This window comes from Enterococcus sp. RIT-PI-f (assembly GCF_001297065.1).
In the GTDB taxonomy this organism is placed as follows: domain Bacteria; phylum Bacillota; class Bacilli; order Lactobacillales; family Enterococcaceae; genus Enterococcus_D.
In genome coordinates this window covers 143,506-166,971 of record NZ_LHOX01000021.1, presented here as the reverse complement: position 1 = coordinate 166,971, position 23,466 = coordinate 143,506, and the positions used below count along the sequence as shown (strand labels likewise).

At 43.7% G+C, this 23,466-nt stretch carries 29 protein-coding genes; 2 read left to right on the top strand and 27 right to left on the bottom strand.

The genetic code is table 11. The features are described 5' to 3' along the window. Positions 1-15 precede the first annotated feature (15 nt). The 27 genes from AEQ18_RS14160 to flgB form a co-directional block, all read right to left on the bottom strand. Positions 16-528 carry a chemotaxis protein CheD gene (locus tag AEQ18_RS14160; RefSeq protein ID WP_200908930.1) on the bottom strand — a complete coding sequence of 171 codons (513 nt, stop codon included), beginning with the start codon at positions 526-528 and terminating at the stop codon, positions 16-18. Continuing rightward, positions 497-994, bottom strand: coding sequence for a chemotaxis protein CheW (locus AEQ18_RS14155; protein ID WP_235505554.1), 498 nt, complete (start codon positions 992-994; stop codon positions 497-499). The genes AEQ18_RS14160 and AEQ18_RS14155 overlap by 32 nt, the downstream gene beginning before the upstream one ends. An 11-nt stretch (positions 995-1,005) precedes the next feature. Then, positions 1,006-2,301, bottom strand: a complete 1,296-nt coding sequence (locus AEQ18_RS14150) for a methyl-accepting chemotaxis protein (RefSeq protein ID WP_054116997.1) — start codon at positions 2,299-2,301, stop codon at positions 1,006-1,008. A gap of 159 nt (positions 2,302-2,460) precedes the next feature. Next, positions 2,461-3,171: a cell division ATP-binding protein FtsE gene (locus AEQ18_RS14145; protein ID WP_054116996.1), complete on the bottom strand. Its 711-nt coding sequence runs from the start codon at positions 3,169-3,171 to the stop codon at positions 2,461-2,463. A gap of 12 nt (positions 3,172-3,183) precedes the next feature. Further along, a complete protein-coding gene (locus tag AEQ18_RS14140; RefSeq protein ID WP_054116995.1) occupies positions 3,184-3,963 on the bottom strand; it encodes a flagellar hook-basal body protein in 780 nt (259 codons plus the stop codon). 10 nt (positions 3,964-3,973) lie between these two features. Then, positions 3,974-4,675 carry a flagellar hook-basal body protein gene (locus AEQ18_RS14135; protein ID WP_054116994.1) on the bottom strand — a complete coding sequence of 234 codons (702 nt, stop codon included), beginning with the start codon at positions 4,673-4,675 and terminating at the stop codon, positions 3,974-3,976. Next, positions 4,672-5,382, bottom strand: a complete 711-nt coding sequence (locus AEQ18_RS14130) for a sigma-70 family RNA polymerase sigma factor (protein WP_054116993.1) — start codon at positions 5,380-5,382, stop codon at positions 4,672-4,674. Before AEQ18_RS14130 ends, AEQ18_RS14135 begins: the two co-directional genes overlap by 4 nt. Positions 5,383-5,411: 29 nt before the next feature. Beyond that, complete coding sequence (gene flhA, locus AEQ18_RS14125; protein ID WP_054116992.1) at positions 5,412-7,484, bottom strand: flagellar biosynthesis protein FlhA; 2,073 nt, start codon at positions 7,482-7,484, stop codon at positions 5,412-5,414. A gap of 20 nt (positions 7,485-7,504) precedes the next feature. Continuing rightward, positions 7,505-8,572, bottom strand: coding sequence for an EscU/YscU/HrcU family type III secretion system export apparatus switch protein (locus AEQ18_RS14120; RefSeq protein ID WP_054116991.1), 1,068 nt, complete (start codon positions 8,570-8,572; stop codon positions 7,505-7,507). A 41-nt stretch (positions 8,573-8,613) separates the two neighbouring features. Then, on the bottom strand, positions 8,614-9,363 hold the full coding sequence (gene fliR / locus AEQ18_RS14115; RefSeq protein ID WP_054116990.1) for a flagellar biosynthetic protein FliR: 750 nt from the start codon (positions 9,361-9,363) through the stop codon (positions 8,614-8,616). A 14-nt stretch (positions 9,364-9,377) separates the two neighbouring features. Beyond that, positions 9,378-9,641 carry a flagellar biosynthesis protein FliQ gene (gene fliQ / locus AEQ18_RS14110; RefSeq protein WP_054116989.1) on the bottom strand — a complete coding sequence of 88 codons (264 nt, stop codon included), beginning with the start codon at positions 9,639-9,641 and terminating at the stop codon, positions 9,378-9,380. 24 nt (positions 9,642-9,665) lie between these two features. Further along, positions 9,666-10,430 carry a flagellar type III secretion system pore protein FliP gene (gene fliP, locus AEQ18_RS14105; RefSeq protein WP_054116988.1) on the bottom strand — a complete coding sequence of 255 codons (765 nt, stop codon included), beginning with the start codon at positions 10,428-10,430 and terminating at the stop codon, positions 9,666-9,668. Next, positions 10,427-10,792 (bottom strand): flagellar biosynthetic protein FliO, encoded by a 366-nt coding sequence (locus tag AEQ18_RS14100; protein WP_200908929.1) that lies wholly within the window; start codon positions 10,790-10,792, stop codon positions 10,427-10,429. Before AEQ18_RS14100 ends, fliP begins: the two co-directional genes overlap by 4 nt. A gap of 14 nt (positions 10,793-10,806) precedes the next feature. Next, the gene (locus AEQ18_RS14095; RefSeq protein WP_054116986.1) at positions 10,807-11,301 is read right to left on the bottom strand and encodes a flagellar basal body-associated FliL family protein; all 495 of its coding nucleotides are present in this window, start codon (positions 11,299-11,301) and stop codon (positions 10,807-10,809) included. Positions 11,302-11,321: 20 nt separating this feature from the next. Then, positions 11,322-11,507: a flagellar FlbD family protein gene (locus AEQ18_RS14090; RefSeq protein WP_054116985.1), complete on the bottom strand. Its 186-nt coding sequence runs from the start codon at positions 11,505-11,507 to the stop codon at positions 11,322-11,324. Between the two features lie 33 nt (positions 11,508-11,540). Beyond that, positions 11,541-12,437, bottom strand: a complete 897-nt coding sequence (locus AEQ18_RS14085; RefSeq protein WP_054116984.1) for a flagellar hook-basal body complex protein — start codon at positions 12,435-12,437, stop codon at positions 11,541-11,543. Positions 12,438-12,514: 77 nt separating this feature from the next. Beyond that, a complete protein-coding gene (locus tag AEQ18_RS14080; protein WP_235505553.1) occupies positions 12,515-12,886 on the bottom strand; it encodes a flagellar protein in 372 nt (123 codons plus the stop codon). After that, positions 12,883-13,311, bottom strand: coding sequence for a flagellar hook capping FlgD N-terminal domain-containing protein (locus AEQ18_RS14075; RefSeq protein WP_054116983.1), 429 nt, complete (start codon positions 13,309-13,311; stop codon positions 12,883-12,885). Before AEQ18_RS14075 ends, AEQ18_RS14080 begins: the two co-directional genes overlap by 4 nt. A gap of 14 nt (positions 13,312-13,325) precedes the next feature. Next, positions 13,326-14,891 (bottom strand): flagellar hook-length control protein FliK, encoded by a 1,566-nt coding sequence (locus tag AEQ18_RS14070; RefSeq protein ID WP_054116982.1) that lies wholly within the window; start codon positions 14,889-14,891, stop codon positions 13,326-13,328. A gap of 33 nt (positions 14,892-14,924) precedes the next feature. Then, a complete protein-coding gene (gene fliJ, locus AEQ18_RS14065) occupies positions 14,925-15,344 on the bottom strand; it encodes a flagellar export protein FliJ (RefSeq protein WP_054116981.1) in 420 nt (139 codons plus the stop codon). 17 nt (positions 15,345-15,361) lie between these two features. Then, positions 15,362-16,711, bottom strand: coding sequence for a flagellar protein export ATPase FliI (gene fliI / locus AEQ18_RS14060; RefSeq protein ID WP_054116980.1), 1,350 nt, complete (start codon positions 16,709-16,711; stop codon positions 15,362-15,364). Next, positions 16,704-17,465 (bottom strand): FliH/SctL family protein, encoded by a 762-nt coding sequence (locus AEQ18_RS14055; protein ID WP_054116979.1) that lies wholly within the window; start codon positions 17,463-17,465, stop codon positions 16,704-16,706. Before AEQ18_RS14055 ends, fliI begins: the two co-directional genes overlap by 8 nt. Next, a complete protein-coding gene (gene fliG, locus AEQ18_RS14050) occupies positions 17,449-18,453 on the bottom strand; it encodes a flagellar motor switch protein FliG (RefSeq protein ID WP_054116978.1) in 1,005 nt (334 codons plus the stop codon). Before fliG ends, AEQ18_RS14055 begins: the two co-directional genes overlap by 17 nt. Positions 18,454-18,465: 12 nt before the next feature. After that, complete coding sequence (gene fliF, locus AEQ18_RS14045; RefSeq protein WP_200908928.1) at positions 18,466-20,094, bottom strand: flagellar basal-body MS-ring/collar protein FliF; 1,629 nt, start codon at positions 20,092-20,094, stop codon at positions 18,466-18,468. A 27-nt stretch (positions 20,095-20,121) separates the two neighbouring features. Continuing rightward, the gene (gene fliE / locus AEQ18_RS14040; RefSeq protein ID WP_054116976.1) at positions 20,122-20,448 is read right to left on the bottom strand and encodes a flagellar hook-basal body complex protein FliE; all 327 of its coding nucleotides are present in this window, start codon (positions 20,446-20,448) and stop codon (positions 20,122-20,124) included. Positions 20,449-20,454: 6 nt separating this feature from the next. Beyond that, positions 20,455-20,874: a flagellar basal body rod protein FlgC gene (flgC, locus tag AEQ18_RS14035; RefSeq protein WP_054116975.1), complete on the bottom strand. Its 420-nt coding sequence runs from the start codon at positions 20,872-20,874 to the stop codon at positions 20,455-20,457. A gap of 14 nt (positions 20,875-20,888) precedes the next feature. Then, positions 20,889-21,233, bottom strand: coding sequence for a flagellar basal body rod protein FlgB (gene flgB / locus AEQ18_RS14030; RefSeq protein WP_054116974.1), 345 nt, complete (start codon positions 21,231-21,233; stop codon positions 20,889-20,891). Between the two features lie 626 nt (positions 21,234-21,859). Between flgB and motA the strand changes: the two genes are divergently transcribed. Continuing rightward, positions 21,860-22,621, top strand: a complete 762-nt coding sequence (motA, locus tag AEQ18_RS14025) for a flagellar motor stator protein MotA (RefSeq protein WP_054116973.1) — start codon at positions 21,860-21,862, stop codon at positions 22,619-22,621. Between the two features lie 14 nt (positions 22,622-22,635). Further along, positions 22,636-23,400 (top strand): OmpA/MotB family protein, encoded by a 765-nt coding sequence (locus tag AEQ18_RS14020; protein WP_054116972.1) that lies wholly within the window; start codon positions 22,636-22,638, stop codon positions 23,398-23,400. Positions 23,401-23,466: the final 66 nt, after the last annotated feature.

The following is a 23,466-nucleotide window of genomic DNA, read 5'->3' as shown; positions in this document are numbered from 1 at the left end:
TTTGACGTACTCCTTTTATAAATAAACGATTTCCTTGTTTGCTTGACGAACCACCGTCTGGAAATCTTGTAAATCAACGATCATTGTTCTGCCAGCTGAACCACCGACATGTTTTCCGACGATTGGGATACCCAGTTGGGCCAGAATCTCTTCGACAGCGGCAATATTTCTTTCGCCGATCGTTTCTGTTTCTTGGATATGTTTAAAAGCAAACATATTGGCGCCGCCAACAATCTTTGCTTTCAGTTTGGCGTCTGGCAGCAGCCGTTTGAGTTCCGCTACCATCGCCGGCAAGGCTAAATCAGCGAATTTCTCGATTTTGACCGTCTGTCGATGTGCGAAGGGTTGACTATCTGGCAACATGATATGACTTAAGCCGCCAATCTGATTTTGACGGTCATAAATGATCGTGCCGATACAAGAACCTAGACCGACAGTCATGAGCTTTGCTGGTGCGGCGGCAATTTTATACTCAGAGATGCCCACATGGACTTCTTCACTCGTCGTCAGCATTTGCGTCATCGTCATCATCCCGGTAAGCATTGATGCCTGTCAGCAATGCTGCTTCTTCTTCATAGCTGAAGAGAAAATCTAAATCCAAAGCCAGCACTAAGGCCTCTTCTTTTTTTAGAAAAGCTGCGACATAGTCTTGTTTTAACCCAGTCACAGCGAGATCTTGCTGATTCTCTGTTTCTGGCAAAGGCTGGATGCCCACGATTTCCTCGACATAAAGACCAATTGATTTGTCTTTCCACTGACATAAAAGAATGACATTTTGTCCGGAGTCTGCGGTGAAGGAATGGAATAACTTCTTGCGGGCATCAATGATCGGTACCATCGCAGATTCAATTGATTGCACACCCAAGACAAAATCAGCAACTTCTGGCAACGGGGTAAATGTACTTGCTTCAACTACCCGCACCACATGTTGGATCTCAATGGCAAAAAGCTGTTGATGACTTTTAAATATCACATATTGCTCCATCTTAGCCATTACTCCCTTCGTCAAAATGTAAAACTATCTACTTGGAATTTTAGAATTGTCGCAATCGTTTCGATTTCTTGGACGTTTTGTTCAAATTCTTCTACCACCAAATAGAAATCTTCTAAGTTGGCAGTCACTTCTTGCGTACCAGCAGATGTTTCAGAAACAGCTGCCGAGATATTGCTGACGGATACTTGTACCATATCCTTTTTCTCAACGATTCCCGTGATGTGGGCTTCTACTGCTTGAATACTTGACACTAATTTTTCCACAACATCCGATATTTCATTGGCAGATTCGATGGCTTTGTTGATATTATTGGTTTGCTTTTCGCCGCCTTCAAAGGATTCTGTTACAGCAGAAACGACTTTTTCTGATTTCTTGCGAATCGCTTCGATGATACTGCGAATACTCTTTGTCGATTGACTGCTTTGTTCTGCCAAACTCCGTACTTCTTCAGCGACAATGGCAAACCCGCGGCCAGCTTCTCCCGCCCGAGCGGCTTCGATGGACGCATTCAAAGCCAACAAATTGGTTTGATCTGAAATATCGTTGATCAATTGGACGATTTTTCCGATACTTTGGATATCTTCATTCATGTCATTCATGCCTTCAACCAATTCTGCTTGGTTTTGGCGCTCGATTTCCCAGCTTTCAAAGACATGGAACATCATTTCTGAGTTATGGATATTGCTATTTTGTGATTGTCCAACGTAGCCGTTCATCAATTCGATCTCTTTGTGGATCTCTTCGATGCTCAACGCCAAATCATCCATATCGAAAGACGTTTGTTCTGCTTCCGACGCTTGTGAACTGGTGGCATCCGCAATGGCATTCATTGTCTGACGCACATTTTCAATGGAGTTTTTGGCATTTTTTGATGTACTTGTCAAATCCCCCACCATTTTTCCCATTCGGCTGCTTTCTTCATGCATCCCAACGATAACTGCTTTGAACGTATTCAAAACACCTTGAAATCGATTTTGCACTTGGCCAAAGGTCGATGTTTGATCGTCAGTGCCAATATCTTCGATATGCGAAAGATCCCCTGAACTCACAGTTTCTAGTTCGGATAAAAGGGTGTCCATTCCGCTAGTTGCTTGTTTTTTGATGAGATAAGCCATCGCTACCAGCAAGATGATTTCTAATAACAGGACGATAACTGAAAATAGGATGAAACTTCTGGCGATTTGTGCATCTCCATGTCCATGGATGACAAAAAAGTAACAGCCCAGCAACACCAGCAACGTGAATCCGATAGGAATCAGTGCAGCGAGGCGGATTTTTTTGATGGCAGTTTGTATCTTTTTCTTCATGACAGTATCCTTTCCTTTGCAAACTACGCAGTTGTGGTATTGGTTTTATCAAGATTCGCTCTTCACTTGATACCCCATGTTTCACTCCCTCTTGATCCGATTATGAAAACAATCTTCTAGTTCCTTAATCGGATCATTTGCCAGAAAAGTTAAGCTGTCTTACCAGACATATGTATCTTTTGGGTCTGCATATTTTGTATAGCCACCTTGCTGCTCGTCACGGACCAAGCGGCCATTGTTGAATTCCAAGACACGGTTGCGGACTGAATTGACCATTGTACTGTCATGGGTAGCCAATAAAACAGTTGTTCCCAGTTGATTGATGCGTAAAAACAGCTTCATGATCTCGACAGCGGATTTAACATCTAAGTTGCCAGTAGGCTCATCCGCGATCAAAACAGCAGGGTCAGTCACAATCGCACGGGCAATGGCAATTTTTTTGCGCTGTCCGGCAGATAATTCTTCCGGCAGACGGTCTTTATACGGGAGCATGCCCACCAACGCTAGTGCTTTGGTGGTTTTTTCCTGTCTGATTTTTCTTGAAAGGCCCAGAACACGCAACGCGTAGTCGACATTTTGGGCACTCGTCAGATATGGCAGGAGCAAATCTTCCTGTCCAATCACGCCAACTTGACGCCGAATCATATAGAGCTGGCGTTCTTTGACTTGTGATAACAGAACATTGCCAATCTGGATCGCCCCTGTTGATGACTCCTCTTCTTTCAGCAGCAGTTTGAACAATGTCGATTTACCGGCACCGCTCGGGCCAACAACATAGATAAATTCACCTTGTGGGATCGACATTGAAATATCCATCAATCCCCAAGTCCCATTCTTGAATTGTTTGCTGACTTTAGTTAAGCGAATCATCCTTCTTCTCCTTTAATCGGTAAAGCGGTTCACGACCGCCCACATATCATCTGTTGTCTGCATGGCTTTTGTGTTCAAGGCGTAGGCCCGTTGTGTCGTCAATAATTCTGTCATGGAACCAGCCAGATCCACATTGGCGTCCTCCAACTGAAATTGGTTGATCGTACCGAAAATATCTGGTGTCGTCTGAGAGGTCATGAGGGTCTGGCCTGTTGCTTGATACAGTTGATCTCCCATCGGCTGTAACGCATCTGTGTTTTGCGGTTGATATAGCGTCAATTGGCCCAAAACCACCGTTTGGCCATTTTGTTCCGTCGTAAGCTGCCCATTGGTGCTGATTTGGATTTGATCCGCCGATGGCCATTGCCCATTAGCGACCGTCGTTGTCATGGCCACTGGATAACCTTGGCTATTCACCAATTGTTTGGTGTCGCTAAGGTGGAAACTGCCGGCCCGCGTCAACAACAGTTGGCCATTGGCTTGGACACCGAAGAAACCCGACCCTTGAATGGCTACATCTAAGGGTTGTGCACTGCTTGTCAAATTGCCTTGCGCAAAACTGGTCGTAGTGGTGGCTGCTGACCCTATAGAGGTCTGATAGTCGTCAATATTCCCGGTAAACAGTGTTTCTTCAGTGCCCAGTGCATTATCCATCAACCCTTGAAAATGGGTGGTTTGTGCTTGATAACCCGTCGTATTGACATTGGCGATATTGTTGGCCGTATTATCCAAATTGGTTTGTAAGCTTTTAAGTCCTGAACGACTGATTTGTAATGTCCCATTGATCGTCATCGTATCATCCTCAAATCTTTCCTAATTCATTGACTGCTTTTTGCAGCGTTTGATTGGTGGAACTCAATACTTTCTGGTTGGCTTCAAATTCACGAGAGGTCTGGATCATGGCGACCATCTCGTCAGATACTGAGATATTGGCTTGCTCCAAATAGCCTTGTTGGAGGCTTGGTTCAGCCACCAGCGTACCGGCTGTGGTACTCGTCAGATAGTTCTGTCCATCACTGGTCAATGTATCTTGATCAAAGGCCCTGATTTGAAAATTGGCAGCACCCGCTGCATCAATAGCTTGCCCATTGGTGTCTAAGACTGTATAGCCTTCTTGGGTCACCAACTGATTTTGCTGATTGACGGTAAAGTCGCCATTTCTAGTGTACAATTGTTCTCCTGCTTGAGTGCGAACCACAAAATACCCTTCTGATTGAAGCGCAAAATCCGTTTGGTTGCCTGTTTCTTTCAAAGGCCCTTGGCTTTGATCGATGGCGGATCCTGACAATTGGTTGCCTAACGCTAAACCGCCAATATCTTGCCGGGTATCAGCCCCGCTGCCGCCTTGATAATTATGTAAACCGACTTCTGCCAATGTGGATTGAAAAAGTTGTTTGGCTTGGTAGCCGGTTGTGTTGACATTGGCGATATTGCCGCTCGTTGTTTCCTGTCTTTTTTGTAAAATGGCCATATTACGAGAAATAATATCTAGTCCACGGATCATGCCAGTTCCTCCTCGATCAATCCCCTTAATTTGGCGATCGTTTTCCCATGGATCTGTGAGACCCGCGGAACCGATACTTCCAATATTTCGGCGATTTCTTTTAATGTCAGCTCTTCTGTATAATACAGACTGAGAACTAGCTGTTCTCTTTCTCCTAACCGCTTGATGCAAACGACCAATGCTGCCTTTTGTTCGGCTTTTACCAACGTATCTTCAACATGCTCCGCATCTTGATCACTGATCATGTCTTTTAAGGTTAGCCCTTCTTCTTGATACGCAAACAAAGTATCTTCCAAAGATACACTTGCTAAAAAGTGTAGACTCTCATAAATATCCGCCAGTTGGCTGCGATTGATGCCTAATTTTTTGCTGATTTCAGCATCCGTAGCTTCTCGTTTATACTGTTGTTCTAGTTCTTGCCTTGCTTGATAAAACTGATTGACCGCTGCCATTTTATAGCGAGAGATTTTGGCATGTTTGCGGACTTCATCAATGATTGCGCCTTTGATGCGGATCGCAGCATAACTTTCAAAGGGCACTTTTTTGCTGGCATCGAATTTATGCAGTGCATCCATCAAGCCAATCACACCAATATTGTAAAGATCACCTTGCTCGTAATCAGCGGTCTTGATCGACAGTCTTTGAACGACGCGCTCAACTAAGGGCAAGTATTTGATGATCTCTGCTTCACGATCTACTTCGTACACTGGCTACACTCCTTTCTTCGACTAGCGGTCTATATTTCGATACTTCCGACGGTTTCAATTGCCACTTCGTTGGGAATTTCGTTCAACGATAGGACCGCCACATCAGGAAAATTGAAGGCAATCATTTTTTTGAAAGATAATCTGATTTTTGGCGAAGCCAAAATCACAAAACTGATATTTTGCGCAATAGCCGCATGTTGGATCGTATTGATCGAGTCCAAAATCTTAGTCACAGTGTCTGGTTTCAATACCGGGTAGGAACCTGTCGCTGTTTTTTGAATGCTTTGGGCAATCGTTTCTTCCAGTTTTGGTTGAATGACTGCAACTTGAACGACTTGATCTTGGGCATATTTTGCCGCAATCGTCCGCTTCAACGCTTGCCGCACATATTCAGTCAAGATTTCAATATCTTTCGAAACCATCCCATAATCCGCCAAGGTTTCTAAAATGGTTGCTAGATCATTGATTGGGATCTGTTCTTCTAAAAGATTTTGCAACACTTTTTGCACTTCTCCTAAGCGCAAAATATCCGGGATCAATTCATCGATCACCACATTGTATTGCTCTTTGATCCCTTCCAGCAGCTTCTTGACTTCTTGTCTTCCCAATAGTTCTGGTGCGTGGGCATAAATAATTTCTTTCAAATGCGTCGCAATGACCGTTAATGGTTCAATAATCGTAAATCCTTGCAAATCCGCCATTTCCCGATCACGCTCATCGATCCACATAGCATCCAAATGAAAGGCTGGCTCTTTGGTGGCGATCCCTTGGAAAGGAAAAGGCTCTTCGTTGGGGCTGATCACCATGATTTTGTTTGGATAAATATCACCGCGCCCGACTTCATTGCCCCGAATTTTGATGACATAGTCATTGGCATCTAGATACAAATTATCCCTGATCCGAACGGGGCTGACCAAAATACCCAACTCCCGGGCACTTTGTTTGCGGATGGATACGATTCGATTCATCAGACTATTGTCGATGGAACTATCGACGATTGGAATCAACCCATAGCCAATCTCAATCGAAATCGGCTCCACTTGGAAGGAAGCGACAGAATCGTCCTCTTCTTGGGCTTCTTTTTTGCGCTCCAATGCCAGTTTTTGCGCCCATTGCTTTTGTTCGACCCGTTGTTTCTCTTCCTTTTGCGTCACAAAGAAACTTGCGGCAAACAGCAAGACACCAACCAAGGCAAAATAAAAGAATGGGAACCCGGGCACTAGCGCTAAGACGAATAAGATTCCACCAACGATTCTAAACAGTTGCGGATTGCGCATGACGTCTGCTGCAATATCCAAACCGAAAGAACTGTCATTGTCAGAGCGGGTCACAATGACCCCTGATGCAATCGAAATCAATAAGGAAGGAATCGAACTGACCAAACCATCGCCAATCGCCAATTTGCCGAATTGAGCAAAAGCTTCCATAATCGTCAGCTGACCAGCCATTGAAAAGATGATTGCACCGCCAAGCAAATTGATCACTGTGATCAAAATACCTGCAATCGCATCCCCTTTGACAAATTTGCTGGCTCCATCCATTGAACCAAAAAAGTCTGCTTCTCTTTGCAGATCTTTCCGGCGTTTGCGGGCATCTGCTTCCGTGATCAATCCCGCATTCAAATCAGAATCGATGGCCATTTGTTTACCAGGCATCGCATCCAGTGTAAATCGAGCCGTGACTTCAGAGACGCGGCCAGCACCATTGGTCACTACCACCAATTGAACGACCATAATAATGACAAACAAAATGATCCCGACGATATAATTGCTGCCAGCTACTACATTGGCAAAGGCATCAATCACATGTCCGCCATTGCCTTGCGTCAATATCAAACGGGTAGAAGACAAATTCAACCCTAAGCGAAACATGGTTGTGATCAAGAGCAAGGTCGGAAATGTTGCAAACTCCAAGACTGAACGTGTGAATAATGTGATCAGCAAAATATTGATCGCGATCGTTATATTGATAATGATCAATAGATCCAGCAAGGCTGCTGGCAAAGGAATAATGATCAAGCCGATGATGCCCAGTACAATGACTGAAATCAAAATATCGGCGACCCCTAAGCCTTTTTTCGGTTTTTCGGCAACCTCGTTCATCTTACTTCCTCCTGTATACTTTATATCTTCCCTTGTTGTTCTTCTTCTAATTGATAAACTAGCGCAATAATCTCAGCGATCGCTTCATACAATGCCACTGGAATCAAATCTCCTGGTGATACTTGTTTATACAATGCGCGCGCCACAGTCCGATTTTCAATCTGAGGAATATTGGCTTTCCGCGCTTCTTCTTTCATCCGCTGTGCCAATTCATCTGTGCCTTTGGCCAACACCCGCGGCACGGCTTCATTTTCCGCATCGTAGCGAATAGCGATCGCAAAATGGGTCGGATTGGTGATCAGGACAGTCGCTTCCTTGACACTGGCGATACTATTTTGGGTCATTGAGCGATACTTGGCTTTCCGTTGCGCTTTGACTTGCGGATCGCCTTCCATTTGTTTGAATTCTTCTTTGACTTCTTGTTTGGTCATCTTCAACCCTTTGCGATGACTGTACCTTTGATAGGCATAATCTGCTAAAGCCAATACAACTAAAAACAAGGAAATTTGGAAAAACAACGCTTTCGTGCGTAAAATCATAAAATAAATAGTTTTTTGAAGACCGATATCACTCAGCCCCAATAAGACTGGGACCGCTGCAACGAATTGCCGCCAGCAAAGATAAACCACAATACCAAATTTCGCCAATGTTTTTGCCAAATTCGCGAGGGAACGGGTACTAAATTGCTGTTTGATGCCATTCAATGGATTGAGTTTTTTGACATCTGGCTTCAAGGGCTTACCTGAAAACAGCAAACCAACTTGCGCATAATTGGTCACAAGTGCGATACCATACCCCACTAGAAAGACGGGTGCGCATAAAAGCAGCAATAGCAAGATACTCTGAATCCCAATTTTAGACAACTCAGTAAAACTGATTTGATAATTCGCTAATTGTGAGAAACTACGGGAAAAGTAGGGTAAAAAAGTTTCGGCAAAAAATTGCCACAATGACAGCAGCAAAAAAGAAAAAACCAACAAGGACACCGCCGCCGTCAACTCCTGGGTTTTCGGTACCTCACCTCTTTTACGGGCATCCCTCAATCGTTTGGCACTGGGTAGCTCTGTTTTCCCATCCTTGTCTGCCATTTCCTCACCTCAGTTTCATTGAATCCTACATCAATCCACCCTTATTCGAAAGAATGGATAAACTCCTGTACGTAACCCACCGCGTCCGGCAATTGCTTGCCCATAAAAGATACGACATTCGGCAACAGCATCAAGAAAATCACAAAGCTGATGGCTGTCTTCATTGATAAACTCATCAACAAAACGTTGATTTGGGGAATCGATCGAGAGATGACACCTAAGACCAAATCAACCAAAAGCAATGCGACAATCATCGGTGCTGCTAAATTTAAAGCCATCACCATCATCTGACCAAATAATTTTACGACCCCTTCCACAGTTGTTCCTTCGATCACGATCGTCCCTAAAGGAACGACTTGAAAGGACAACAACAAGGCTGAAAGTAATCGATGGTGCAGATTCAAGGCAAAGAAGACAGCGATCGTCAACCAGTAATAGGTTTTGCCATATTGAGAGGAACTCATCTGCATCGTTGGATCATATGCTTGTGCCATTGAAAAACCGACTTGAAAGTCGATCAATTGTCCCGCGATCTCAACCCCTGTAAAGACGAGTTGACTCAAATACCCCATCGCCATCCCGAACAAGACTTCTTTCAGCACAACAATAGCAAAAAGCAAGGACGACAGTTCAGTAATTGCGGCTGTACTTGGCAAGCAAAGGATCGTGAGTGCTGTACCAATCACGATTTTTGCCAATGACGGGAAATTTTGCTGCGAAAAAATCGGACAAAGGACTACAAAAGCCATGATCCGACAAAAGATCAAGATCATTGCTTGGATCGTTGCCATATGTTCTGCCTCCTCTATAACGCAGCAATCATTTTAAAAATCATTTCGGTAAAATTTAACAGTCCATTCAGCATAAAGCTGCCAGCCAAAATCAATGTGATGAAAATCGCCACCAGCTTCGGGACAAAACTCAATGTCTGCTCTTGGATCTGAGTGGTTGCCTGGAAGATACTAATGACCAGACCCACGATCATCCCCACTAGCAAGGCTGGACCCGAAATCGCCAAAATGCGGATAAAGGCTTCCCGTAAGACATCAAGTACCATTTCTACTGTCATGTTGCGCCGCTCCTTTTTACTGAACTATTGAAAACTCTTGATCAGTGATTCTACGATCAAATACCAGCCATCCACCAACACGAACAGCAAAATTTTGAAAGGCAATGAAATCATGATCGGCGACAACATCATCATCCCCATCGACATCAAGATGCTGGATACCACCAGATCGATGATCAGAAAGGGAATAAAAATCAGAAAACCAATACTAAATGCCGTACGCAATTCACTAATAATAAACGCCGGTACCATCACCGTCAGTGGGACATCATCAGATGACGCATACTTTTCTTCCCGACCGTCAGCTTCTGCAAAAAGCGCAATATCTTTCTCCCGCGTCTGGACCATCATAAAAGCTTTGATCCGTTTTTCCGAACGATCAAAAACCTCTGCTTGACTGATTTCCTGCCGATCATACGGCTCGATTGCCTGCTGATAAATATCTGTGTAAACAGGCTTCATAATGAAAAAGGTCAGAAACAGTGCTAGCCCGATCAAGACTTGATTTGGCGGGTTTTGTTGCGTACCTAAAGAACTCCGAACGAAGGAAAGCACCATAATGATCCGGGTAAACGAGGTCATCATGATCAATAAAACCGGCACTAAGGACAACAATGTCAGCAACACAAAGGTATTGATGGTATCATTTGAGCCGGTACCATTCGACAGTAAATTATTCAGTGTGGTACTGACTTCACTGGTATCTAAAGCATAGGCCTCTCGCGGAAACATCAAACCTAGACACACCAGACCACTAACTACTTTGATGTCACGCCCTTTGATACTCATTTCTGTTTGCCCCGTTTCTTTTCCAGTTGACTTTTGGCTTTGCCAACCCATTCTGAGAAGTCAAGGGCTGCTTGCGGTGTGGCTGGATCTGACAGCTGTGCCAATAATTGTGCAGCTTCTTCCGTCGTCAATTCTTTCAGAATTTGATTTTGCTGTTCAGAAAAACTCATCACATAGCAGCGATCCAAGATTTGCACGATACCAATAGAAGACGATTTGCTGACGGCCACTTTTTGCAAAATACGCAATTGGGCATTTTGCTGACTGGTATAACGATTCAAATATTTTAGACTGAGATTGATCAAATACAAAATCAGGATCAAAAACCCAATCAGTTTGACCAGTGAAAAAAATGTGTCCATCAACATGCCTCTTCCTATTGGATCACTAAATCGGTCACATATACTTCTTTGGCGATCGAAGATCCATACTCTTTATTGATTGCTTCTTTTAACGCTTTTTTTAAATTCGGTACACTATCTGCTGCACTTAAAATATCGCTTGCTTTTTGTTGTCGCAGTAAATTCACCACACTGTCGCGGATCACCGCAACATTCTTGGTGGCTTCTGCGCTTTGATCTTCGTCCGCAACGAGAATCGACAAGTTGACCTTCATATATTGCTGTTCTTGGCCATTTTCTTTCACCAGATTGACCAGAAACTCATCTAACGCCACGATCGCTTCTTCAGAAGAAATTTTGCTGCTTTCTTTTTCGGTTTCTGCAGATGCTGTTTTTTCACCTGTCAGAAAATGATTGGTCAAGATCGTTCCGCCGATACTGCCACCCACGGCGATCAATAATAATACCGGGATCAAGATCACCAGATTCAACCCTTTTTTCTCTTTGTCCTTTTGTGCTTCTTTTGCCATCTATCCCACCCTTTGCTGATTTAATGCCGATGAAGCCCTTGATGATAGTCGATCACTTTCTGGGCAACTTCTTCAGCAGATTCAGTGACGACCAACGTTTTGCCATCGGTCAATGTGATCAAGGTATCTGGCATTTCTTCGATCCGATAAATCAATACCGGATTCAAATAAAATGCCCGCCCATTCAACGCCGTTACTAAGATCATCTGCATGCGCCTCTTTCTAAAAAAATATCGCTTTTATCGTTTCAAGTTCAATAATTCTTGCAGCATTTCATCCGAGGTCGTAATACTTCTAGAGTTCGCTTGATACGCTCGACTGGCAATGATCATCTCAGTAAATTCAGTCGATAGATCCACGTTTGACATCTCTAACGATCCTGATTGCAAGGTACCCGCACCATTGTTGCCTGCACCGGCAACGATCGCGGTACCTGAATTGCTGGTTTCGATATAGTTATTGCCGCCAACTTTTTCTAGCCCTTCAGGATTGTTGAAGGTAGCTAAAGCAACTTTTCCCATGACAAAGGTTTGGTTGCCATATTTGGCAGTCACCAACCCATTGGCATCGACAGCCATAGAATTGTAACTCAATGTTTCACCATTCACTGTTAATGTACTTGGAATCGTTAATGGAGAAACATCTCCTTCAGCACTCAGCGTTGTATTTTCATTGTAATTGTCATCGTAGACCACCGGTGCTGTGCCATTTACACTGCGGCCCAACACTTGCATGCCATCGCTATTGGTCAAAGTGCCATTGCTGTCACGAACAAAAGCGCCATCACGGGTATAATATGTTTCACCATTGGCACCGGGACCTTGAACCATGAAATAGCCTTGTCCGCTGATATAGAAATCCATGCTGCGGCCAGTTGATTGCGGTGCGCCGACCGTATTGATGGTATCGATCGATCCGGTTTGTACCCCTAAACCTATCTGCGTCGCATTGATACCGCCTAACCCGTTTCCTGGCGCCGTTGCATTGCTGGTTGTTTGGCTCATCATATCTTGGAACAGTACCCGACTCGATTTAAAGCCGACTGTATTGACATTGGCAATATTATTGGACACCACATCCATTTTTGTTTGTAAGTTTTTCATTCCACTAACACCTGAGTATAATGATCGTAACATTTTATTTTTCCTCCTTTTGTTTGGTGTATTTTCATCAGTCAGTCAGAAAATACGACAGCCCCTTTTCAGTCCAGCTGTTATTTGATAAATGTCGCACTGTCGATATTGGTCACTGTGTGCAATTCATTCATGCCCATCGCTGTGATAATCGTGCGAGAGTGCACGTCTGCGATCAGACCCATATCTTTATAAACCAATAATGATTCTTTGCTTCCTTTTTCTTCCAATTCAGTCAAAGCCGTAGCAATCGACTGATAGTCATCTTCTTGCAGTGATAATTCCCGGTCTGTCAAACGCTTCTGTGCATGATTCGATACATTGATCGCAGTTTGCTTTTGTTGGATCAGCGCTGCGAAATGTTGCTGGTTTTTTGTTGATCCGGTTTGTTTTGACTCTGCTTGAATGTGACTTGTGGTCTGAATCGCAGCAAAATCCGGGGACGTACTCATTGTGTTTCCCCACCAATCTCTTGAATCGCACTCATGCTGTATTCATTGCCTGCGACAACGATCGTGGCATACCCATTGGAAAAGCGCACTTTATCGATCGTTCCGGTGATTGTTTGTGTGCCATCATTGAGGGTCACTTCTTTATTGATCAACCCAAATGCTTGCTGTTGTTGTTGCAGCATCACTGAAGTCGTCAAAGTTTCACTCAATTCATTGAGTTGTTCTAGGGTTGTGAACTGAACAAGTTGTGAAATATAATCGGTACCGCTACTGCTGGATGAATCCCCACCACTGATTGACGGGTTACTCATAGAAGCAGCCAAAATCTTCAAAAAATCGTCCATCGAGATATCCGATGATTTGGTGGTCGTCAATGCCGTTGTATCCGCAATTCCTGCTGCAGCACTGGTGATTTCGTTTGCCATAGTTTGCTCCTTGCTTACGCCAAAATACTGACTGCATGCATTGTTTGTTCTAGCGGTGTTTCTTCTTCTGCAATCATATACTGGTCCATTTTTTTTGTTGCTTGCTGTTGCTGCATAAATCGTTGTTGACTGTCACTGCTGTGGCCATTTGAAGCAAATGACAATTGTGGTTGCGATGAAAGATCAATCACAGGTGCGGCTTCTTTTACCACAAAACTTTCTTGTCCTTGTTTCAGCAACACTTGTGTCAATTCATGTTTGATCGACAACACGACTTCTTTGGCTTGCGGTTGTTCAAATGCAAATTCCAAACGGCTGCCTTCTGCATACTGCGCAAAGGTTAATTTCATAGTACCCAGTTTCTCGGGCATCAATTGCAGCGTGATCTTTTGCTCTTGCGGTGAAGATTGATTGGCGCGTTGCTGCATGATTTTTTCGAAAGGTGCAACGACGGCTGTCGGTTGCATACGATCTATCGGCGGTCCTGAACCGTCTGCTTTGGCTTGATCCATACTTGGAATCATCAGTTGATTACCGAGAGGTAACAGCGTTTCTGCATTGGAATCGGGTGCTGCTTCTGGTAAAGACAATGATTTCATTGCATCTTTTGCCGGTGCTGAAGGTGCATTTGCCTGCGTTGATTCACCAAGTGCTGTGACAGAAGCTGCATCTTGTTGCAGTCTAGATCCTGGTGAAGTATGGATGTTGTCCTCAGGTACACTATCCTCTGCTGGCTGATTCGCGCGTGGCAACGTAGCAACAGCAAAATCATTACTTAAAGCGCCATTGTCCTGTACGTGAGTAGCTGTGTCGAATCGCGATGCAGGAGTCTGAGACTCTGCCATTTGGGTAGGATCTGTTTGTTGTATTGGCATCTGCTGACTATTCGTTGATAAAACTGATTGTTCCGCTATTGGCTGCTGCAGTCCTGCGGCCACTGGCTGGCTCAAAAGGTCCCTTGCAACTATTGGTTGTATCAGTAAATCACTACGTGCTGTGCCTTGATTGACAACAGATTGATCGGTCGTGTTGTCCCCCAGCGCATTGTCTATTCCCCCTTCAATCTCGGATATATGCAATGCAGTCAGAATAGGCACTGTCGTATCCTGTATCTTTAGCCTGTTCTCATACTCTCTTGATTGAAGGGTATGGTCTTTTTGCTGATCAGCAGACTCGGCTGGCACTGCGTCTACTTCTTCTTCAGTTCCTGGGGTAATAGTTGATATGCTACTATCAGGTATCGCTTCAAAGGACGTTTTGTCTTCCTTCAGCAAAGGCGCACTATCGCTTGTTGCTTCTGTTGGTACATTAGCGCAGGTAACGTTCGATAGATTTGCTGCTTCACTCATCAGCGATGAACTACTTGCTTGCATACTTATCAGTATCGCTTCTTCTTCCTCCAACAAGGGCGCATTGTCACTTGCCGCTTGTGTTGGTACAACCGCAATCGTTCCCTTTTCTTTTGTCTGACCAGCAAGCTGTATAAGCATTTGCTGGAATACATCAGCGCCGACACTAGAGGCTTCAGCCATAAGGTTCGATAGACTTGCCGTTGTAAAGGTTTTTCCGATCTGGTTCATTTTTCACCCCCTTTCAATGGTTTCTTTGGTCCATTATGAAAATAATGGACGATTCGCAAACTCATCGAGTTGTTTTTGTTCCTCTTGCTGACGCGTGTAGCTATATTCAGCAAACTTTTTTTCTCGTAATTTTTCTACGACTTTGCGCGCTTGTTGTGCTTCAATTACTTGGTCCAAAGATGCTGCCAACTCTTGCTTCACGTGAAACAATTTGGTTTCAGCTTCGTCTATCGCATTGCTTAACGCCATGACATAACGCTGTTGGACTTGCATGCGGCCAATCGTGTGTTCACTGATTTCCAACAACTGGGCTTTTTCTTGCTGGAGTGCCGTGCAGGCCGTTTCTTGCGCATGGACGGTTTGTTGTAATTGACCATATGCCCGCATCGCTTCTTCTTCGCTCATTTTGCGATGGTCTAACACTTTTTCTAATGAAAAACGAAATGCTTGCATAGATGATTCTCCTTTGATTACCTCAGTGATCGTTGACGCTCGATCAACGCTTCCTCACTAAACAAGTGTAGCAACGCTGAGACCGTATCTGGATAAGCGACACGCTCAGCTACTTTCTGTTGTAGAAAATGCATGATGGGATGATGCAAAGTGATGGCTTGATCCGTTAATGCGTTGCTCCCTGACTGATATGCGCCTATATCGATCAAGTCTTTGGCATCGGCATAAACGGACATATTTTCTTTCAGTTCACCTGCACGGGCATAGTGTTCCTCAGTGACCAACGATTTCATCAATCGACTCAAACTGTTTTGGACATCGATCGCTGGATAATGGTTTTGGCTTGCGATTTTGCGGGATAACAAAATATGGCCATCCAAAATCCCCCGCACCGCATCTGCAATAGGCTCATTCATATCATCCCCTTCGACCAAAACAGTATAGAATGCAGTGATCGATCCTTTATCAGACATCCCGCTGCGTTCAAGCAATTTCGGCAGAGCAGTAAAGACTGACGGGGTGTACCCTCTGGTAGTTGGCGGTTCTCCAGTGGACAAACCGATCTCCCGCTGTGCCATCGCAAACCGCGTGACTGAATCCATCATCAACACAACTTTCTTGCCTTGATCCCGATAGTACTCAGCGATTGCTGTTGCCACATGGGCCCCTTTCAGCCGAACAAGTGGTGGCATGTCAGAGGTGGCACAAACCACCACTGACTTTTGATATCCCTCGGGGCCTAAGTCATTTTCGATAAACTCTTTGACTTCCCGTCCCCGCTCACCAATCAATCCAATCACGATCACATCTGCATCGCAATATCTTGCCAACATACCTAGCAAAGTGCTTTTCCCCACACCACTTCCTGCAAAAATACCGATGCGTTGTCCCTGACCAACCGTGAGCAACCCATCGATCGCTCTGACACCAGTTGGCATAATATCCTTGATGCGCCGCCGTTGAAAAGGATTTGGGGAGTCTTGACTGACCGGATATTCTTTGGCATTGTCCAAATCTAATGGCATGTCCAATGGCCTACCTAAGCCATCAAGCGTGTGTCCTAACAGATTGTCATTGATTTTGACGGTCAATGACTTGCCTGTTGGCCGAACCAAGCATCCTGGACCAATACCTTCAAGTTGATCTAATGGCATCAATAAAACTGTTTTTTTGACAAACCCTACCACTTCAGCTAATGCCGATTTGGTGCTATGGGGAATTTCCACCACACAAATCTCGCCGATAAACACAGACAATCCTTCTACCTTGATCAATAAGCCGACGACTTCACTCACTTTGCCAAAGACAGAAAAAAAAGCGTGGCTCTGGGCTATTTTTTCTGTGGACTGGACTGGAAGCTCAATCATTGTACGTTCCTTCTCTTTCCATGACTTTTTGGCGGAACCGTGAAATTTCTTTATCCAATTCGAATACAGCTAATGCATGGTCGGATTCGATATGGAAATCAAACGGGGCCATTTGTTCATCTGGCAGTAAAACATAGCGAAAATGGGCAATGGTTTCTTTTTTGTTGTCTAGCAATTCTCTTAATGCCTCCACATGTGTTATGCCGCAACGGACAGTGATAAAGATATCCGGCTGTTCAAATTGCCTTAACACCGACTCAGCAAAACCCAGATAGGCTTCCTGATTTTCTGTAAAACGCTGTTCAATCAGGGCTTCAGCAATACTGACTCCATATTGCACCATATCTTGCTGTTTCTCCTGACGAAACAAATTGACTTCTGCCGTTGCTGCTTTGACCGCCTCTTCTGCTTGACTCAATAAAGCAGCAGCATCAGCTTGAGCAGCTGCGATCCCCTCTTGATAGCCTTGCTGATACCCCGCTTCTTGCCCGACAGAATAGCCGGCTTGCTGTGCTTCTTCTCTGATTTGTGTTGCCTGCGCTTTGGCATCATTGATGAGTTGCTCTTTTAAAGCTTCCAACTGCTCTAAATGCCGCATTTGTTCTAATTCCCGCGTACGACGCAGGACCTCAGTTTGATGGTCCGTCATGTCCGGATATTTGACAGCTGGTGTTGTATCCGTCATGATATTGCGCGCCGAATCCGCTTCTTTGACGCTTTGTTGCTTTAGCAAGGGACTATTTGACCACTGCATCTTGATCGCCCCTTCCGATGTAGATCTCACCGGTTTCATCTAAACGACGAATGACGGCGACCACACTTTGCTGCGCTTCTTCCACTGCAGACAAGCGTGTAGGCCCCATAAACTGAATCTCTTCTTGCAAGTTTTCCACGGCACGAGAGGATAGATTTGAGAAAATGAATTGCTTGATATCTTCCGTTGTTCCTTTCAACGCCAAAACCAAGACATCATTTTGGACATCCCGCAAGACTTTTTGGACATCCAAACGATCTAAGGTCACGATATCTTCAAAGGTGAACAGACTTGATTTCACCTCATTCGATAACTCTGGTTGGCGTTTTTCTAAATCACTTAAGATATTTTTTTCTGTACTACGGCTCACTGAGTTCAGTATTTCAACTAAGGTGTGGACGCCGCCAACATTTTCCGTATCATTCTCAATATAATTTGAAAATTTATTCTCGATCACTTTCTCGATTCGCTCGATCACCAAGGGCGACGTACTAGAGATCGTACCGATACGTTCAGCAATCTCCACTTGCAGATGACCCGGAAATTGCGAGAGGACACTAGCTGCTTTATCTGGCTGCATATAGCATAAAATCAAAGCCACAGTTTGCGGATGCTCACCAATCAATAGATTAGTCAATTGTTGGACATCTGCTTTACGGGCAATATTGAAGGGCCGTTCTCTCAATTGGATTTGCGTCAACACGTCGATGACTTCTTTGGCTTTTTGCGGACCTAAGGCTTGATTCAGTAAATTTTTGGCGTAATCGATCCCACCATCTAACACATATTTCCGCGCTGTCGTTGTATGAGAAAACTCCTCCAGCACTTGATCTCGCTCTTCTGGACGAACAAAATCTATATTGGCAATCTCATAACTGACCTTTTGAATGAAAGTTTCAGGTAAAAGTTTCATGATTTTCGCCGACGTGTCTGATCCTAATGAAATCAAAAGGATCGCAGCTTTCTTTACACCATCCATTGTATCCATGATCTTCCCCCTTTATTTCTCTTTCATCCATGCTTTGATCAGTTCAGCAGCGACTTCAGGATTGCTTTCCGCATAATGTTTGGCAGATTGATCAAGTGTAGGGTGTTCTGAAAAGTCTTCTGACCCTTTCTCATCTGCTGGTTGCAAAGGGGTATCTTTTCCTGCTGACTGCTTCGCTTCATTGACGCCTAATCCGCCAAATACGACCTCTTGCGCTGGCGTGCGCGGATAGTTGCTGTTAGCAGCTGAAGGCTGACTGAATGCTGCATCATCCGTGACATCCACATCGAATGAATCCTCTCCCCGTCTTCTGCGCAAAAGCCCTGTAATCAAGACGATGACCAACAGCAACGTTAAGGAAATCCCGCCATATATCGCGTATTTGATATAATTTTTCGCCGCTGATAACTGTTCTGTCACTGCTGGTTCGTCTGTTGCCGCTACTTCTGTTTGGGCAAAATCGAAACCTTGGATCGCAATTTGATCGCCCCGCGCAGCGTCGTAACCAACCGCACTAGCAATCAATTGTTGTAGTTCTTCTTGATCCGCTTGCGAGAGATCCGCATTGACGACGACCGAACTCGTCATTCGTTCGATCATCCCTGGCGCGCTGATCGTCGTGGTTGTTTCAGTATCTAATTCATTTTCAACTGAACGACTATACGAATTACTTCCCTCAGCATCATCCCCCGTGACATTCGACACATTGTCATCGACGGTGCCAGTTTGGGCTTCTTCAACAGCGCCTGCAGAACCAGACGCTTGCACTGTTTCACTTTTGATTTCCGGATCATCATAGGTCACTTTTGTTCGTTCGATTGAATCAAAATTCAGATCCAAATTGATTGATATTTGGAATTTATCTGCCCCATAGATAGGTGCCAGCAATTTGGCGACCTTCTCTTCTAAGGTCTTTTCATATGTATCTTTGATTTGGATATATTTGCTGTTCAGCCCACTTAGCTGTCCAGTTTCATCTTCTGTCGTTGTCAAGGTATTCCCTGCACTATCAACGACTTTCACATTTTCAGGCTTTAAATTTTCAACAGCACCTGCGGTCAATGTGACGATGCCTTGAACGGACTCCGCTGAGATTTGTTGGCTTTTTAAAGTTAAAACGATCGACGCGGTGGGGGTACTTTCTTCAGAAGCAAAGACACTTTCTTCCGGCATCACCAAAATCACTTTTGCTGTTTGAACTGCGTCGATGGTTTCGATTGCGCGTTGCAACTCACCGGTCAATGCGCGTTGATACATGATCTTTCGATCTTCATCCGTTGTCATGATGCTGGTATCATCAAACAACTCAAAACCTGTACTGGTATTTGGCAGTTTATTGTCAACCGCCAAGTTGATACGATAAGTATCGATTTGTGTTTGATCGATCATGATCGTCGTTCCATTGTCTGTTAATTTGTAGGCAATTTGCTGTTCATCTAAATCTTTGGTGATCGTTCCAGCATCCGCGTCGCTTAAATCACTGAACAATACCCCGTATTCGATCCGTGTATTTAAATAATATGTAGTCGCAGCGATACCGAGAATACTGATAACAGTAAGGACTACGATTAATTTCTTTAAGGTACTTTGTGTTTGCCAACGGTCCTTGATCTGCCCTGCCCAGTCGTTCACTTTTTCCATCATTTATCCTTATTCCCTCACCAACTGCTAAAACTGCATATTTTTGACATCATTGTACGCTTCCAAACATTTATTTCTGACTTGGACCGCCGTCTGCAAAGCCAACTGTGCTTCCGTCATCCGAATCATGACATTGCCTAAATCACTTTCATCCCCTGTGATCAAATTGACCGTATCTTGATTCATCGTTGCTGTTTTCTGATTCAATTGATCAACCGCATCAGTCAAATAGCTGCTGAAACTGTTGCCGCTTGCCACCGAATTTGTTTCTTGATCGGTTGTACTGCTGGTACCCAATGTGCGCAAAGCGCTTTGATAATCAGTTAATCCTTGTGTCGTCAAAAGTCCATCCATCTATGTCTACCCCTTTGAGATTTCTAATGCTTTTTTGAGAATCGTTTTATTCATTTCAGAAGCTGAAACATTGGCTTCATACGTGCGCACCGTTTGGATCATTTGCACCATTTCATCTGCGATATCGACATTGGATTGTGCGACATAGCCATTTTCATCTGCCGCTTCATTTGTCGGATCATAAGCGAGTTTGACAGAATCATCTATATCGATTCCAGTGACTTTGACACCTGCACTCTCACTGGATAAACCGTTTTGGCTATTTTTCAAATTTTCAGAAAACTGAACACTCTTTTTTTGATATGCTTCTGTATCCGTTGTCTGGTTTGTATTCACATTTGCGATATTTGCAGATATCGTATCTAATTTCAATCTTTCTAATGCCAACCCACTGGCATTGATCGTTAACCCATTAAAGATCCCCACTCGTCATTCCTCCATCAGTTGCTTAAGACCATATTCATCATTTGCAAACGGCCATTGACTTGTGCAGTCAAGGCACTGTAATATAAGCCATTAGCAGCTTGGTCCAGCATTTCGACTTCCAAATCTACATTGTTGCCGTTGTCTTTGATACTGGTACTTGCATTTTTTGTGATTTGCGGTTTTACTTGAGAAGCTGCTGTCGATCCATTCGACTCGAGGGCTTGCTTCAGTTCACTTTCAAACACGATTCGTTTGGCTTTGTAGCCATCTGTATTGACATTTGCAATATTTGAAGAGATCAATTCTGCTCTTTGTGAAGAAACGTTAAGGGCAGTTTTTAGTAATTCATATGTATCCATCAGCGCAAGAACTCCTTTTCACTTCCTGTACCAATACAGTTTTTCATTTGATAGGACAGAAACTCATGATTTTCATTATTTTTTTGCTAATTATTAAAAAAACAAGAAGACGTGATGTCATTATAGTAGAATTAAATTTATTTTACAATTTGATTTTTTAATGTTTACGGTGATGACATTTGCATTACAAGTTTGTTCTGTTATTTGTTAAACGCTGTTTCATAGGGATTTGAGGAGAAGTTATTAAAATTACCAAATAAATATAAAGCGGTTTATAGATTGGATGAGGATGATTATTTACCAAGGATTCATTAATAAAAAAACATCCTTTATCCAAAATAACCATTATTATTTTTTTATTTGATGATAATTCCATTAGTATCTAAGGAGGAAGCCATTTTTAAAAAAACGTTATCACATGCTAGAACACTTTAGGAAAACAAACTAGACCATTTTCAAATTTTATGTAATTCACAAGAATAAACAACAAAATATTATTAAAATAAAAATATAATTTAGTTATTTTTCACAAAAAAATTTTTTTTACACTTAACATCGGTCATTTCCTGCCGATAGAAATAAATAGGTAAAAAATCATGTGGAATGACGCTAGGAGGATACAAAGGATGGATTTTTTCTTACTGATCGGTATTGTTTTAGGACTAGTATCAGTTATTGTTGGAATGATCGTTAAAGGCGCCAATGTGGCGGTACTGATCAATCCAGCCGCCGCGATCATTATTTTTGTCGGCGTAGCTGCAGCAGTCGTAAACTCATTTCCTAGCAGTGATATCAAACGGATTCCCAAAATTTTTGGGGTACTCTTGCGCAATAAAGAATATGACTTAAAAACCACGATCACTGATATCGTGGATTTAGCAAATAAAGCTCGTCGCGACGGGCTGCTCTCTCTCGAAGGTGCCATTCAAAACTTGGAAGATCCGTTTTTGAAGAAAGGGTTAGAGATGGTTGTAGATGGCATTGCCGCTGAACAGATTCAAGAAATCATGGAAAATGAGATTTACGGTATCGAAGATCGACACCGCATTGGCGCCTCGATCTTTAAAACGGCCGGCACAAGTTCCCCGACACTTGGGGTATTAGGTGCCGTGATCGGGTTGATTGGTGCTTTAGGAAATTTAGAAGATGTTGAGGCCCTCGGTCATATGATATCAGCCGCGTTTGTGGCAACCTTGTACGGGATTTTCTTCGGCTACGTCCTTTTTATTCCTTTCAGCGCACGATTGACCTTGAAATCTGAGCAAGAAGTGCAGGTCATGTCAATCATCGTAGAGGGTGTATTGGCCATCCAGGCTGGGCAGTCACCAAAAAGTATCGAGAAAAAATTGTACAGTTTGATCGAACCAAATAAGCGGGCAGAATCTTAGGGAGTGCACATGCTATGAAACGAAAAAAGAAACATGAAGAGCACGTAGACGAGGCTTGGCTCTTGCCATACTCAGATATGTTGACCCTTTTACTGGCCTTATTCATCGTGATGTTCGCCATGGCAAAAGTGGATGATAAAAAGTTTCAAGAAATCAAAAGCGAGTTTGGCACCATTCTTTCTAGCCATCACAGTACGTCTTCAGTGATTGGTTCAGTCATCGATATGGGCGCTACAACCAATAAAAAAGCGACAACATCAGCCGAAGCACAAGCGCAAGAAGCCGCTACCCAGGCCCAACTGGAAAATCAGCAACTCCAGACCATCAGTACGCAATTGACCCAAGAATTGGCAGATTCCGGCTTAAAAGACCAAACCGAAGTCAAATTGGAATCAGACGGTTTGCATATCACCCTTGCCAGCAGCATTCTTTTCGCTTCAGGCAGTGCCGATATGACAGCAACTACGAAACAATCATTGGATCTCTTGGCTACTTCGTTGAAAAAATTAAAAGAAAATAAAATCATTATTGCAGGTCATACCGACAATGTTCCCGAAAAAGGGACTGGCCGTTATCAGTCCAATTGGGAGCTAAGTTCTGCCCGTGCGATCACGGTGATGAATTACTTTATATCCAAGGGCGTGATTCTTGAAAAGAATGCAGCGATCCAAGCTTTCGCCGATACCGAGCCTAAAGCAGACAATCAAACTGCGCAAGGCCGTTCTGAAAATCGGCGTGTAGAAATGATCATCCAACGAACGAACACAGAAAATGAATAAGTACTTTTTCCACATTCATCCTTTAGCCATGCGCACCTGCAGCGTGGCTAGAGGTTTTTTTACGAC